Consider the following 14,640-nt stretch of genomic DNA (forward strand, 5'->3'; position numbering starts at 1 on the left):
CCCGCGAGCGCTCAGCGCTCGCGGTGAATCGCCTCGCTCGGGTTCTTCGAACCCCTCGCTCGGCGAATGCTCGGGGCGGTTGACTGGCTCTGGAGAATCTGCGTTGGATCGATGTAGCCGGGCTACCCCGACACCGCTTTCACCCTCCCGTGCGACTTTCCATCCATGCAGATTCGACTCGATCGGGACACCTGTATCGGGATGTTTCAGTGCGTCGCGGAGTGGGACGAGGGATTCGAGGCGGACCAGGACGAGGGCAAGGTCGACCTGCTCGACTCAGAAGAGATCGAGGACGGGATCTTCGAACGCGAGGTCCCCGAGGACGCCGAACTCGACGCGAAGTTCGCCGCCCGCGCCTGCCCCGTCGACGCCATCGAAATCTACGAGGACGGCGAACAGACCGTCTGAACGGCCCGCTACGGCCTCACGATGGGTTCGGGTACCTTATACCGTCGGACGCCCTGAGAAGGAAGGGGCATGAACGATTTACGCACGGGGTTGAGTTACGGCGACGTTCTTCTCGTTCCGAAACGGTCGCCGGTCGACACGCGAAGCGATATCGACCTCTCCACGCAACTCACCCCGAACGTCGAACTGGACTCGCCACTCGTCTCCGCGGCGATGGACACCGTCACCGAGGCCGAACTGGCCATCGAACTGTCCCGGGCCGGCGGGATCGGCGTGCTCCATCGCTTTCTCACCGTCGAGGAGCAGGCCGAGCAGGTCGAGCAGGTGATCGAGGCCGGCGAGCAGGTCGGGGCGGCAGTGGGCATCAACGAGGATTACGTCGAACGGTGTCGGGCGGTAATCGAGGCTGGCGTCGACGTACTCGTCGTCGACGTCGCCCACGGGCATATGGAGCGAACGATCGCCGCGGTCGAAACGCTCGCCGACGAATTCCCGGACACGGACATCCTGGCGGGCAACGTGGCGACCGCTGCGGGCGTCGAGGACCTGGCGGCTGCCGGGGCCGACGGCGTGAAGGTCGGGATCGGTCCCGGCTCTCACTGCACCACGCGAAAGGTGGCCGGCGCCGGAGTCCCCCAGTTGACGGCCATCGACGACTGTGCGGCGGCCGCCGCGGACCTCGACGTTACCATCTGCGCGGACGGCGGTATCCGGACCTCCGGGGACGCGGTGAAGGCGCTGATGGCGGGTGCCGATACGGTGATGCTCGGGAGCCTCTTCGCGGGCACCGAGGAAGCGCCCGGGAGAATCGTGGAGGTGCAGGGAACACGCTATAAACGCTCTCGCGGGATGGCGACCACGGCTGCAGCAGAGGACCGCGACGACAAAGCAAACAACGTCACCGCCGACGAGGGCGTCGAGGCTCTCACGCCGTACAAGGGACCGGTCGGAACGGTTGTCGAGGAGTTCCAGGCCGGCATCCGGTCCGGGCTCTCGTACTGCGGTGGACACACGATCGACGACGCCCGGGAGCGCGCGGAGTTCATCCGCGTCGCCGCGAGCGCCCAGGAACGGGAGGGGTTTCACGCCGATCACGACTGGGAGGGCGTCAGCGTCGATAGCGAAGCGAGAGCCATCCCGACCGAGACGACCTCGCAGTCCGGCGTCGAGACCGACGGCGGTCGCGAGGACACCGACACCTGACCGGCCGTAGGTCCAAACCGCGGCCCAGCGGCGCTGCTGACGCCGGGAAACCACCATCCAAAAAACGGCAATCCGGGGTGATTGCGGTCCGTTCTCAGGAGATCTGGTCGTACTGATCGGCGAGCTTCTCGGCGGCCTCGTCGAGCTGGTTGCGCTCGAACTCGCTGAGGTCCCACTCGATGACCTCCTCGACGCCGTTCGAACCGAGTTTGAGGGGGACGCCCACGGCGGAGTCCTCGAGCCCGTATTCGCCGTCGAGGACGATGGAGCCCGGGAGGACCTCGCCGGTGTCCCGCAGGACGGCCTCGGCCATGTGGGCGACGCCCGTGGCGGGGCCCCATTCGGTGGCGCCCTTGCGCTCGATGACGTTCATCGCGCTCTCCTGGAGGTCGCCGAGAATCTCCTCCTTCTCGTCGTCGGAGAAGGCGGGGTCTGCACCGTCCACGCGGACCTTCGAGAACACGGGAACCTGCGCGTCGCCGTGTTCGCCGAGGATGGTCGCGTCGACGTTCTTGATGGGGACCTCGAAGCGCTCGGAGAGCACGTAGCGGAACCGGGCGCTGTCGAGGCGGTTCCCGAAGCCGATGACCTTGCCGCGCTCGCGGTCGCCGGTTTCGTAGAGGTGGCGGTTGAGGACGTCGACCGGGTTGGACGTCGTGATGGAGACGAAGTCGTCGTTGTACTCGGCCAGCGACGAGCCGATGTCCTCCATGATCGGGGCGTTGTCGCCGGCGAGGTCGAGGCGGGTCTGCCCCGGCTTTCGCGGGAGGCCCGCCGTGATGATGACCACGTCGGAGCCCTGGGTCGCCTCGTAGCCACCCTGGACGATGGTGGTGTTCGAATCGTAGGCGATGCCGTGATTCGCGTCGGCTGCCTGCCCGACGGTCTCGTCCTCCTTATCGGGGATGTCCACGAAGACGAGTTCGTCGACCACGTCGCGGAACGCGAGGTTGTACCCCGCGGCCGCGCCGACGGTTCCTGCCGCGCCGATGACGCTGACCTTCGACATATCACTTGAAATACCCCCGCGAAATGCGTTAAACGCTTCGGATTGTGCTACCATTCCACGGTCGTCGAACCGACAGTTCGCCCGGCGTCGGCCACCGTTAAGGCCGTCGAACACTTTTGACCCGGTATGAGCGACGACTTCGACAAGGAGGCCGAACGGCGCCGCCTCCGGGAGAAGTACGAACGGGACCGTGAGGACCGGGAGTCGACCGAGCGGATGAGCGAACTCCTCCTGCAGGGTGCGACGATGACCAATCGGCATTGTGACACCTGTGGGAGCCCCATCTTCCGGTATCAGGGCCAGGAGTTCTGCCCGAACTGTCAGATGGCGGCCGAGGCGAACGGCGAGGCGACGAGTGCGGCCGGCCAGGCTTCGGAGCCGGGGAGTGCGGGGACCGGGCAGGAAAACCAGGCCCCTGGCCAGGTCGATGACGCTTCCGGGGCGGACGTGCAGACCGGCGCTCCCGAGCAGGCCCCATCGGACCAACCGGGCGACGGACGGCCGGAAGACACCGCAGCACAGACGCCACCGACGGATTCTGCGGATCCCCAGCAGGGCCCGGAGGCGGGGCCGTCGGTCGACGCCGATTCGTTCGAAGCGATCCAGGCATCCCTCACCCGGACGCTCGCTCGGTTCGCCCAGCGGGCGGCCGAGACCGAGGATCCACACCGCGCCCGCGAGTACCTGGAGACGGCCAGAAGCGCGGCCGAGACGCTCCGGGCGCTGCCACGCTGAGATGCCGTCGACGACACACGACATCGACGCCATCCTGGCACCCATCGACGGCTCGGACTGTAGCTTCCGGGCGCTCGAGTTCGCCACTGGCATGGCGGCCCAGTACGACGCGACGCTCGATGCCCTCCACGTGACCGACGAGCACGCGCCGGCCACCGACGACCTTCTGGACCGGACCCGGACCCTCCTCGACGCGACCGAACTGGACGCCGACGTGGAGGTCGTCGTCGACCTGGACCTCGAGTTCCGGCCCGCCGACCAGGTCGGGGAGACGGTCCTGCACCTGGTTACCGATCGGGGCTACGATCACGTGGTCATGGGCCATCACGGCTCCGGCGCCTTCGAACGAGCGATCATCGGGAGCGCGGCCGAGACGGTCGTCGAAGCGGATCGCGTGCCCGTGACTATCGTCCCCTGAAACGGCGGTTCCCACCCGTCGCGGCGGTCAGTTTCCCGGTCGGTCCGGTTCGTAGTCGATGCCGACGACCTCCCGGATCCGGTCGGCGGTCACTGGGCCGACGCCGTCGACGTTGAGCAGCGTTTCCCTGTCGGCGGTCAGCACCCCCTCCACGCTCCCCAGGGCGGCGAGCAGCGTCCGCGCGGTCACCGGCCCGATGTCGGCGATTGACGAGACGACGTACTCCTGCTGTTCGGCGAGGGTCTTCGTCGTCTTCTCGCCGTGGACGCTCACCTCGCGATCCGAGACCTCCTGTTCGCGCTGGGCGATGGTCAACAGGAGTTCCCCGGTGTCGTCCTCGTCGCGGGTCCGCAGCACGCTCACGCCGAAGTCGACGGCCAGGCTGGCGAGGGCACCCCTGATGGCGTTCGGGTGGACGTCGCGTTCGGCGTAGAGGTCGCCGTCCCCCTCGAGGACGAGTACCGGGCGGGCGTAGTGACTCGTCATGTCGCCGACCTGTTCGAAGAGCGACCGATCGGCCCCGAGTAGCGTATCGAGGAAGTCCTCGAAGGTCTTTCGCTCGACGGCGACCCGGTCGCTCAGGACGTAATCGCCGACGGCGAGCGTCTCGAGTCGGGTCTCGACGTCGGAGCGCTTCGAGAGGTCGCGGGCGATGTCGGCGTCGAGTTCCCGCTGGTCGACGACGATCTCGACCGTCTCCGCCTCGTCGCTACCGGCCCGTTCGATCGTCGCGTCCTCGCCCGCCCCATCGTGTTCTGCCCCCGCTCCCGCGTCGCCGTCATCGGACTCGTCGGCTCCGCTCCCGCCGGCCTGCTCCGCGAAATCCGCGAGGCCCGACTGCCCCGCGCCATCCGCGGCCGAGTGACGCGATTCTACCTTCTCAGTGGATTCCTCCACCTCGGGGTCATCCGATTCCTGCGGTCCGGATTCTGTCTCCGCTCCGCCGTCGCCGTTCTCCCCGTTCCCGTCGACGGTCTCCATCGACGCCTGCTCGCTCGTCAGTGCTCCCTCGACCTCGTTCGCGACGTCTTTGAGGGCCTCGAGTTCCGCCTGCATCTCCTTCTCGCGCCGGCGGGAGATCCAGTAGTACGCCTCGTCACGGGTGTCCTCGGCCATGAGGACGACGACGCGGCCCTCGGTCTGGCGGCCGGTCCGGCCCTTCCGCTGGACCGAGCGGATGGCGGTCGGCACCGGCTCGAAGAACAGCACGAGGTCGACCTCGGGCACGTCGAGGCCCTCCTCGGCCACCGAGGTGGAGACGAGGACCTCGAACTCGCCGGCCCGGAAGTCGGCCAGCGTCTCGCGCTGCTGTTTCTGGCTCATCCCGTCGGAGCCCTCCTTGTCGCCCTGCCCGACGAACCGACGAGTGGCGAAGTGCTCGCCGAGGAAGTCGGTGAGCGCCTCGGCGGTGTCTCGCGACTCGGTGAACACGATGACGCGTTCGCCGTCGGCGATGCCCAGCGTCTCCGCGAGGAGCATCCGGGCCCGCCGGAACTTGGGATGGAGGTCGTCGAAGTCCTCGGCCTTGCGCATCGCCGACTTCACGCGCGGGTCGGAGACGAATCGCTGGCTGGCCTTCGATGCGCCCGAGGAGCGTGCGGCGTTGCGCTGGCGCTCGAAGTACCGTTCGAGAGCGGCGACGCTCTGGGTCTCGACCAGTTCGACGGCTCGTTTGAGCTTCATCACCTCCGCGTGGATGGACATCCCTTCGTAGCCGGCCGAGTCGTCCTGGTCGATGAGTCGCTGGAGTTTCGAGCGGATGGCGTTGAGGTCCTTCTGGGAGAGGTCTGGGCTCGTCCGGGTCGTGACGCCGAGGTCGGCGAGCGTCGAGAGGCGGTCCTCGATGACCTCGTTGAGATCGTCGCGGATCTCGATGACGGCGTCGGGGAGTTCGATGCGCTTCCACTCGACGTCAGTGTCGTAGGTGTACTCGGCGACATCGGGGTCCTCGTCCGTGAGCACCTCGACGTTCGTCAGGCCGAGGTTCTTCGCCACCTGCAGAATGGCCTCCTCGTCGTCTCCCGGGGAGGCCGACATCCCGGTGACCAGCGGGTCGGCCGCGTCCTGGTGGTACCGCTCGGCGATGTAGGTGTACGCGTAATCGCCGGTGGCCCGGTGGCACTCGTCGAAGGTGCAGTGGACCACGTCGCGGAGATCGATGCGCCCGCCGACGAGGTCGTTCTCCACGACCTGGGGGGTCGCGATGACGACCCGGGCGTCAGTCCACAGGGCTGCCCGGTCGTCCGGGCGGGTCTCGCCGGTGAAGACGACGATGTCGTCGTCCGGGATGGCGAGTGCCTCCCGGTAGAAGCCCGCGTGCTGTTCGACCAGTGGCTTCGTCGGGGCGAGCAACAGGGACTTCCCGCCGACGTCGTCGACGAGTCGATCCGCGGTGATGCGGAGGCTCACGGTCGTCTTCCCGAGACCGGTCGGCAGCGATACGAGCGTGTGTTCCTCCCGGGCGCCGTCGACCAGTCGCGTCTGGTAGCGGCGCTCCTCGATGACGCCGTCTTCGAGGAGCGGGTGGGTCACGTAGGTCGTCTCGCTGCTCGGCATTCGTGCCCAGATTGGTCGCGTTCCCGTTTAAGGATTCGCTCAGAGGAACGCGCCCACCAGCCACATCGCGGTCGCGGCACCGACCGGGATGGCGATGTTGTCGTCGATGTACCGGGTCCCGATCTTGAGGGTCACGCCGTCGGCGACCGTCGCGACGAGGGCGCCGGCCGCGGCTGCCAGGATCGGGATCCCGAGGAGGACGGCGATGGACAGCGTGATGGCGAAGGTGACGAGCAGGACCGGCGTTCGTTTGACGGTCTGCTCACCGCTGCCCAGATAGCCCGAGACCGGATCGCCGATGGCGAGCATCAACATCGCGGCCACGGCGATGGGCGGATCGACAGTCCACGCGACGATGGCGAAGCCGAAGGCGTAGAAGGCATACCCAGCAATAGATCGCCACTCGTAGTCACGGGTGAGACGGTCGAAGAGCCACCACTCGACGGTGTGGGTGAGGCGGAGCACCTCCAGAACCAGGGCGGTCGCCGCGCCCACCAGCACCACCCACTGGATCACCAGCCAGTCGATGCCCAGCAGGTGGCTCAACGGGATGGCGGACCCGCTGACGTGAACGAGTCGACGACCGAGTTCGGTCATTCGGCCGGTGGATAGTGGTCCTGGAGGTCGGCGAACTGCCGGTCTCCGTCGCGGATCGCCGTGAGTTCGTCCGCGAGCGAATCAGCGGGAACGCGAACCTGAGCAGTGGTGTCCCGGTCGCGGAGGGTGACCGTGTCGTCCTCCAGCGAGTCGTAATCCACCGTCACGCCGAAGGGCGTCCCGATCTCGTCCTGGCGGCGGTACCGACGACCGATACCCCCGGAGTCGTCGTAGGTCACCGAGAACCCCGCGACCCGGAGGCGATCGGCGATCTCTCGGGCCCGTTCGCCGAGACCGTCCTTGTCCATCAGCGGGAAGACCCCGACAGACGTCGGAGCGACGGTCGCCGGCAGTCGCAGAACCGTTCGTTCCTCCTCGTCGACCGTATCTTCCTCGTAGGCGTGGACCAGCACGGTGTAGACGGCCCGGTCGACGCCGAACGACGGTTCGACCACGTGTGGAGTGATGTGTCGGCCTGACTCGGTCACTTCGTCGACGCTGAATCCGGTCTTCTCGGTGGGTACCGCGATGGACTCCCCGTCGACCGCGACGACGACCTCGTCGCCCTCGAAGGCCGATCGGTCGCGCTCGACGAGTGCCTCGAGTGCGTCGGCGATGTCGCCGGCCTGGCCACCGAATTCGGGTCCGAGGTAGGCCATGTCCGGGTCGACGGTGGCGCGTTCGACCGTCTGCGGTTCGTCGTACTCCTTGAACACCGTGAAGCGCTCGCCGGAGTGTTCGGCGTGCTTCGAGAGGTCGTAGTCGCTCCGGTAGGAGAACCCGGCCAGTTCGATCCACTCCGGGTCCTCGCCGGGTGCGCTCACGTCGGCCTCGGCGTCCCAGCAGTCCGAGGAGTAGTGGGCCAGTTCGCCGGGGAGGTGCTGGCGGAACCGGAACCGGTCCATGTCCACACCGATGCGGTCGTACCACTCCCTGGCGACGCCGAGGTAGTAGGCGATCCAGGGGTCGGCGATGACGTCGTCGGCGACCGCATCCCCGATGGTCGTGGTGACCGGACTCGCGTCGTCGTCAGCCTGCATCTCGGCGCTGTACAGCGGGGCTTCGACGTCGGCGACCGACGCGAGGTCCGGTTCGTCCTCCTCGGGGTCGACGAATAGTTCGAGCTCGGCCTGTGTGAACTCCCGCGAGCGGACGACCGCGTTGCGAGGGCTGATCTCGTTGCGGTAGGCACGACCGATCTGGGTGACGCCGAAGGGCAGGTCGCCACGGGCGTACTCCTTCAGTCGGGGGAAGTCCACGAAGATGCCCTGGGCCGTCTCGGGTCGGAGGTAGCCGGCGTTCGTCGATCCCGGGCCGATGTTCGTCTCGAACATGAGATTGAAGTCCTCGACCGGTTGGCCGGCCAGCGGTTCGCCACAACTCGGACAGACGAGGTCGTGCTCGCGGATGAGCGATTCGACCTCGTCGATGGGGAGACTCTCGGCCTCCTCGATGGCCGTCTCGTCCTCGATGAGGTGGTCGGCCCGGTGGCTCTCCCCGCAGGCGGAACACTCCACGAGCATGTCGTCGAAGCCGTCCAGGTGCCCCGAGGCCTCGAAGACCGCCTCGGGCATGATGGTCGGGGCGTCGATCTCGGTGTGGCCCTCGCGGACCGTGAACCGCTCTCGCCACTGCTCTTCGATGTTCGCCTTGAGCGCGGCGCCCTGCGGACCGTACGTGTAGAAACCGGCGACCCCGCCGTAGACCCGACTCGACTGGAAGAAGTAGCCGCGCCGCTTGGCGAGTTCCGTCAGCGCCCTCATAGAGCGGCCACCAGGTCGATGTCCCTGACCATGCCCGCGAGTTCGTCACCCCGCACCAGGGGGATCTGCTCGATGTCGTTGTTGAGCATCATCTGGGCGGCGTCCCGGGCCGTCCGCTTGCCGGAGACGGTGACGACGTTGGCCGACATGTACCCTTTGACCGGTTCGTCGGGGATCTCGACGTTTCGGGTCGGGAGGTACCGGTTGCCGACGGCCTTGATTCCCTCCCACATCCAGTCGTCGTCCTGGTTCGCGATGGAGTCGCCGGTGCCTTCCTCGCCCTCGACCACCTCGGCGACGTCGATGATGTCGACCTCGGTGATGATGCCCGCCATGTCGCCATCGTCGTCGAGCACGACGGCGTACGGTACCCGGCCGTAGGCGAGTTCGCGTTCGACGACCTGGAGCGGGGCGTTCTGGTAGGTGGTGTTGATGTCCCGGCGCGCCAGTTCGCCGACGGGCGTATCGCCGTCGACGGCCCCGTCGGCGATGGCACGGATCACGTCGGTGATGGTGATGATACCCTGCAGCGACCCACCGTTCACGACGGGGACCCGGCGGGCACCGGTCTCCGCGATGAGCTGGGCGACCTCGGCGATGTCCGCGTCGGAATTCGTCGTCGGGACCTCCTCCATCAGGATGGCCAGCTGGTCCTCGTCGGGGTTGTTGATCAGGTCCTCTCGGGAGACGAGACCGCGATACAGTTCTCCCTCCTCGGTCTCCTTGACGACCGGGACGGAGGAGAACGTCCGTTCCTGTAGATATTCGAGCACGTCGTCGCGAGTCCCCGGGATCGAGACGGTAACCAGGTCCTCCCGGGGTGTCATCACGTCAGCGACTTTCATTGCATCCGGTTACTACCCCCTCACATTTGTAGGCTACGACGCTGACGCGCCGCTTGCAATCCTACACGAAGGTCTCCGCGTTCGGGAAGAACTTCTGCCAGTCCTCGTGTTCGAACGTGGCGACCTCGGTCCCGTCCAGTTTCTGGAGGTGGGTGTACATCGTCCCCGAGTCCGCGACCGTCTCGATGAGGCGATCGGCCGTGCGTAACTCGTAGTTGCCGGCGACGTACACCACGGCCTCGTGGTCGGGGTCGCGGAGTTCGGTCACGATGAACACGCGACCCTCCACGGTGGTCCGGTAGACGTCGTATTCGGGGAACGTCGCCTCGGTGAGTAGCTCGCCCAGGCGATCGGCCCGGTCGCCCGGGACGACGTACACGAGCCCGTACCTCCCGCTTGGCCCGTCATCAGGTGGTTCCGGTGCGGTATCGCCTGCCGGCAGGACCAGGGTCTCCCAGCCGGCTTCCGCCCGGCCCTCGGCCATCCGGTCCACGTCGCCGAGCGTCCGCGACCAGGCGTCCTTGAACGTCTCGGCGTGTGCAGCCTCTCGCTCGGCGGGGTCGACTCCGTCACCGATCTTCGTCATACGCTGGATGGACGGTCCGTGTCCAGTAAAGTGTCCCGTTCGGAACCGTTCACACGCCGAAGAGGGCCTCCATCGCGTACGACACGACGAACATCGTCAGGCTCGCCAGATAGAGCCGTGCCCAGTTCGCGTATCGCTCCCGGGGCCGGAGCGGATACCAGGCAGCCGGAGGCACGCGCCGGACGACCGCCTGGACGCTGGTCTCCTCCCGGTCGAGTCCCTCGCGCTCCAGGTCCTCGGGCGACTTCGGCCACGCCAACAGCGTCGCGTACCCCAGCGCGACGATGCCCACGAGAAACAGGCCGAATTTCACGCCCCAGAATCCCAGCCCGAAGAGCACGCTGATCGGCAGGGTCACCGCAGCGGCGAGGATGGTGAGTCCCACGGCGTACTGGATGGCGTCGACGACGCGGGCGCCCCGGGTCGGGGAGGCGTCGCTCATTCGCCGCTTCGGAACGACGGCAGCATATCGTCGCCGACGAACTGGTCCGGCTCTTCCTCGTCGCGTCGGTGGCGGTGACAGAAGCTCTCGCGCCCCGTCTCGCTGACGCGGTGGTACTCCGGTCGTTCCATGTCACAGACGCTCCCGAACTCTTCGCGGAGGAGTTCTCTGGCGGCCGCCGCGTCGTCGTCTGCCATGTACCTCGCCGCCTCGTCGACGTGCTCCTGGACCGGCCGTGGCACCTCGAGGGCGCCGAAGACGTCCTCGAGGATCTCCTCGATACCGGTCCGCTTCGTCTCGAGGCCGAGGTACTCTTTCGCGATCTCGCGCAGCGACCGGTCCGCTTGCGCCCGTTCGCGAACGATCTCTCGGTAGGCCTCGATGGCGTCCCAGACGTCGTCGTCCACGTCCTCGTATCGGTCCGGTCGGAGTTTCATCGGACACCGGGTCGTGAACGGACAACCGGCGGGTGGGTCCCGGGGACTCGGTGGCGTTCCTCGGAGCGTGATGCCGCGCGTGTCGACCGTCGGGTCGGGTTCGGGGATGGCCGACAGCAACGAGATCGTATAGGGGTTCTTCGGGTTCCGGAAGAGCTCCTCGGTCGGCCCGATCTCCATGATGTGGCCCAGGTACATCACCGCCACGCGGTCGCAGATGTGCCGAACGACCGAGAGGTCGTGTGCGATGAACAGGTACGTCAGGTCGAACTCGTCCTGGAGGTCCTCGAGGAGGTTGAGAACCTGTGCCTGGACGCTCACGTCCAGGGCACTCACCGGTTCGTCGAGCACGACGAACTCCGGCTCGAGGGCCAGTGCCCGGGCGATGCCGATGCGCTGGCGCTGGCCGCCGGAGAACTGGTGGGGATAGCGGTAGTAGTGCTCTTCCTGTAGGCCGACGGTCGAGAGCAACTCGCGAACCCGTTCTCGTCGTTCCGAGGGTGTCTTCCAGTCGTGGACGTCGAGCGGTTCGCGGACGATCTCGCCGACCGTCATCCGGTCGTTCAGACTGGATTGTGGGTCCTGGAAGACCATCTGGGCGTTGCGCTTCCAGTCGACGAGTTCGTCGCCCGAGAGCCTGGTCACGTCCGTCCCCTCGAAAAGCACCTCGCCCTCGGTCGCCGTCTCGAGCTGGATGAGGGTCCGCCCGAGCGTCGTCTTCCCACAGCCGGATTCGCCCACGAGACCGAGCGTCTCCCCGCGCCGAATGTCGAAGTTCACCCCGTCGACGGCCTTGACGGGCTGTTTCGCGAACGGGCCGACGCCACCGGATTCGTAGTACTTCTTCAGGTCGTTGACCTCGACGATGGCGTCGCTGTGTTGGTCCGTCCGGTCCTGTAAGCTCACGCACCATCACCTCCGTTCTCGGCGAGCGACTGGCGCGCTCGCTGTCGCTGCTCGGTCCGTGCCCGATGCATCTCGAGTGCACCCGACCGGTCCCGGTCGCTCGGGTAGAGCAAACAGGCCGCGGTGTGGTCGGCCTCGCTCTCGGAGACGTCGACCGGCATCGGGTGGACCGATTCGCACGCGTCGAAGGCCTTCGGACAGCGCGGTTCGAACCGGCAGTCCGTCGGCTCTTCGGTCGGCGTCGGCACGTCGCCCTCGATGGTCGAGAGCCGTTCGGCCCCGACCTGCCGCCCAGGTATGCTGTCGAGAAGCCCTCGCGTGTACGGGTGGCGTGGGTTCTCGAAGAGTTCGACGACGGGGCCGCTCTCGACGATCTCGCCGGCGTACATGACGTTCACCCGGTCGGAGATCTGGGCGATGACGCCCATGTCGTGGGTAATGAACATGATTCCCAGGTCGCGTTCGGCCTGGAGGTCGCGGAGGAGGTCGAGTATCTGGGCCTGGATGGTCACGTCGAGGGCCGTCGTCGGTTCGTCGGCGATGATGAGTTCCGGATCGCAGGCGAGCGCCATCGCGATGACCGCCCGCTGGCGCATCCCCCCGGAGAACTGGTGGGGATACTCCTCGAGTCGTCGGGGGGCGTCCGGGATGCCGACGGCCTCGAGGAGCGAGATGGCCTCTTCGGTGGCCGGATTGCCCGTAAGTCCCTGGTGGAGTTCGAGCGCCTCCTTGATCTGGTTGCCGACCGTGTAGACTGGGTTGAGACTGGTGAGCGGGTCCTGGAAGATCATCGCGATGCCGCCACCCCGGATCCGGCGGAGCGCCTCGTCGCTCGCCCTCGCGAGGTCGATGTAGCCCGCCGTGATGGCCTCCGATCCGTTTCGGCTCGGTTCCCGTTCCTCGACGAAGACGAAGTCGTCATCATTCGCCAGATACTGGATCGCCTCTCGGCGGGTCTCGATGTCGTCCTCTCGGCCGACGACTTCGTCTGCGTCCGTCACGTCGACCGTATAGCTCGAGAACTGGTCGGCGTACGTCCGGACCGTCTCGACGTCGCGGTAGCGGATGCTACTCGAGGGGTGGATCCGTCCGGGCGACTTGATGAGGCCCATGATGGACCGGGCGGTGACGCTCTTCCCGGATCCCGACTCGCCGACGATGCCGACCGTCTCGCCACGGTCGATGTCGAAACTCACGCCGTCGACCGCGTGGATGGTCTCCTTGTCGGTGTAGAAGGTGGTCCGGAGGTCGGCGAGCTCGAGGAGGACGTCCTCGCCCATCAGGCACCACCCCCGACGGCGGCCTCGTCGGCCGTTCCACCCTCGCTCTGCGGATCGATGGCGTCTCTGATCCCGTCACCGAGGGCGTTGAGCCCGGTCACGACGAGCGTGATCATGAGCCCCGGGATAAGCGCGATGTGCCAGGAGGCGCTGGCGACGTAGGGCTGTCCGAGATTGATAGCCCGCCCCCACTCCGGGGTGGGTGGCGTGATGCCGATGCCCAGGTAGGACAGTCCCGCGACACTGACGATGATACCACCGAGGCTCATCGACCCGTAGATGAGCAGGTAGCCGACGATGTACGGGAGCATGTGCTTTTGCATGATCGTCCGCGGGCGCTGCCCGAAGCTCTTGGCCGCGTCGACCCAGTCCTCCTCGGAGACCTGGAAGGACGGCCCACGGACCGCCCGCCAGAGAAACGGCCAGTAGACCACGGAGAACAACAGGACGAGGAGGACACCCCCGTTGTAGAGCCCGGCGATCCAGTGATCGCTGAACAGCACGGCGATCAGGATGGCGAGCATCAGGACCGGGATGGCCTGGACCGAATCGCTCACGACCACGGTCACGAGATCGGCCAGTCCCTTGTAGTACGCCGTCGCGAGTGCCAGTCCCGCCGCGATGAAGCCCGAGATCACGATCGAACTCAGGGCGATGAACATCGAGAGCCGCGAGCCGTACATCATGAACGTAAAGAGATCCTTCCCTGACGGCAAGGTTCCGAACGGATGGAAGCGCTCGAAGTCGTCGTAGGTCAGTGGCCCGACGTTGCTACTGCCGCCTTTCGAACCGGAGCCGATGTTGGCCTCCCCGGCGGTGATCTCCACCACCTCCTGGTTCTCGGCGTCCCAGGTCTCGATGGTATTGCTGTACGGGTCCGTGATGTTCTGTTCGAGCGTCGTCGGGCCCAGCGTGGGGGCGAACACCGCCATGATCACGAACAGGATAACGACGATGAGGCCGAACTTGCCCCAGGAGTGGCGACTGAACCGGTCGAACTGGTCGTCGCGGGGCGTCCAGTCGGCGTACCGGTAGTGGGTTCGGTAGACCCGATAGCCACGCCAGAGCCACCAGATGAAGACGAAGCCGTACGCCGTTGTCAGGCTGGCACGGATGGCCCACGAGACGCCGGGCGAGAGGCCCATGAACGTCCCGACCCACTGGGACCCATTGTGATAGCCCTGGTTGGGGATCAGTTCCCGGGACAGGAGGGTCGGAATCTCGCTCGCCGCCGCCATGGCGGATTCGGCGAGCGCGACGGCGGGTTCGCCGGGGAGGCCACCGAGCACGATGGACAGCCCCTCGAAGAACATGTGGACGAGGGCACCGGCTTCGACGACCAATAACGCACCCATCACGCCGGCCCAGATTGCGGCAGGGCGGGGGTTGGCGGCGATCCTGTCTCGGAGCGGTTCCTCGTCTTCCGTGTCGCGGGGGGAGAGCTCACTCATGGAT

The 14,640-nt window shown here is 66.8% G+C and carries 14 protein-coding genes; 4 read left to right on the plus strand and 10 right to left on the minus strand.

Features of this window, described 5'->3' with window-relative positions:
* The first annotated feature begins 165 nt into the window (after window positions 1-165).
* Together HSRCO_RS00390 and HSRCO_RS00395 are read left to right on the plus strand one after the other, a co-directional pair.
* Window positions 166-408, plus strand: a complete 243-nt coding sequence (locus tag HSRCO_RS00390) for a ferredoxin (protein ID WP_259518404.1) — start codon at window positions 166-168, stop codon at window positions 406-408.
* A gap of 69 nt (window positions 409-477) precedes the next feature.
* Entirely contained in the window at window positions 478-1,611 is a 1,134-nt protein-coding gene (locus HSRCO_RS00395; RefSeq protein WP_259518405.1) for a guanosine monophosphate reductase, read from the plus strand.
* Between the two features lie 94 nt (window positions 1,612-1,705).
* Here HSRCO_RS00395 and mdh read toward each other — a convergent pair whose 3' ends face one another.
* Window positions 1,706-2,620, minus strand: coding sequence for a malate dehydrogenase (gene mdh / locus HSRCO_RS00400; protein ID WP_259518406.1), 915 nt, complete (start codon window positions 2,618-2,620; stop codon window positions 1,706-1,708).
* A gap of 126 nt (window positions 2,621-2,746) precedes the next feature.
* On the opposite strand from mdh, the gene HSRCO_RS00405 reads away from it, so the two are divergent.
* Both HSRCO_RS00405 and HSRCO_RS00410 read left to right on the plus strand, forming a co-directional pair.
* Window positions 2,747-3,355 carry an Sjogren's syndrome/scleroderma autoantigen 1 family protein gene (locus HSRCO_RS00405; RefSeq protein WP_259518407.1) on the plus strand — a complete coding sequence of 203 codons (609 nt, stop codon included), beginning with the start codon at window positions 2,747-2,749 and terminating at the stop codon, window positions 3,353-3,355.
* 1 nt (window position 3,356) lies between these two features.
* A complete protein-coding gene (locus HSRCO_RS00410; RefSeq protein WP_259518408.1) occupies window positions 3,357-3,773 on the plus strand; it encodes a universal stress protein in 417 nt (138 codons plus the stop codon).
* 27 nt (window positions 3,774-3,800) lie between these two features.
* Here HSRCO_RS00410 and HSRCO_RS00415 read toward each other — a convergent pair whose 3' ends face one another.
* From HSRCO_RS00415 to HSRCO_RS00455, 9 genes are all read right to left on the minus strand, one after another.
* Window positions 3,801-6,329, minus strand: a complete 2,529-nt coding sequence (locus tag HSRCO_RS00415) for a DEAD/DEAH box helicase (protein WP_259518409.1) — start codon at window positions 6,327-6,329, stop codon at window positions 3,801-3,803.
* 39 nt (window positions 6,330-6,368) lie between these two features.
* Window positions 6,369-6,926, minus strand: a complete 558-nt coding sequence (locus HSRCO_RS00420; protein ID WP_259518410.1) for a dolichol kinase — start codon at window positions 6,924-6,926, stop codon at window positions 6,369-6,371.
* Window positions 6,923-8,689, minus strand: coding sequence for a glycine--tRNA ligase (glyS, locus tag HSRCO_RS00425; protein WP_259518411.1), 1,767 nt, complete (start codon window positions 8,687-8,689; stop codon window positions 6,923-6,925). Before glyS ends, HSRCO_RS00420 begins: the two co-directional genes overlap by 4 nt.
* Complete coding sequence (locus HSRCO_RS00430) at window positions 8,686-9,534, minus strand: CBS domain-containing protein (protein WP_259518412.1); 849 nt, start codon at window positions 9,532-9,534, stop codon at window positions 8,686-8,688. Before HSRCO_RS00430 ends, glyS begins: the two co-directional genes overlap by 4 nt.
* Window positions 9,535-9,595: 61 nt before the next feature.
* Window positions 9,596-10,120 (minus strand): hypothetical protein, encoded by a 525-nt coding sequence (locus HSRCO_RS00435; RefSeq protein WP_259518413.1) that lies wholly within the window; start codon window positions 10,118-10,120, stop codon window positions 9,596-9,598.
* Between the two features lie 49 nt (window positions 10,121-10,169).
* On the minus strand, window positions 10,170-10,562 hold the full coding sequence (locus HSRCO_RS00440; RefSeq protein ID WP_259518414.1) for a hypothetical protein: 393 nt from the start codon (window positions 10,560-10,562) through the stop codon (window positions 10,170-10,172).
* On the minus strand, window positions 10,559-11,905 hold the full coding sequence (locus tag HSRCO_RS00445; protein WP_259518415.1) for an ABC transporter ATP-binding protein: 1,347 nt from the start codon (window positions 11,903-11,905) through the stop codon (window positions 10,559-10,561). The genes HSRCO_RS00440 and HSRCO_RS00445 overlap by 4 nt, the downstream gene beginning before the upstream one ends.
* Window positions 11,902-13,185, minus strand: coding sequence for an oligopeptide/dipeptide ABC transporter ATP-binding protein (locus HSRCO_RS00450; RefSeq protein ID WP_259518416.1), 1,284 nt, complete (start codon window positions 13,183-13,185; stop codon window positions 11,902-11,904). Before HSRCO_RS00450 ends, HSRCO_RS00445 begins: the two co-directional genes overlap by 4 nt.
* The gene (locus HSRCO_RS00455; RefSeq protein WP_259518417.1) at window positions 13,185-14,636 is read right to left on the minus strand and encodes an ABC transporter permease; all 1,452 of its coding nucleotides are present in this window, start codon (window positions 14,634-14,636) and stop codon (window positions 13,185-13,187) included. Before HSRCO_RS00455 ends, HSRCO_RS00450 begins: the two co-directional genes overlap by 1 nt.
* Between the last annotated feature and the right edge of the window lie 4 nt (window positions 14,637-14,640).

The organism is Halanaeroarchaeum sp. HSR-CO, assembly GCF_024972755.1.
Classification (GTDB): domain Archaea; phylum Halobacteriota; class Halobacteria; order Halobacteriales; family Halobacteriaceae; genus Halanaeroarchaeum.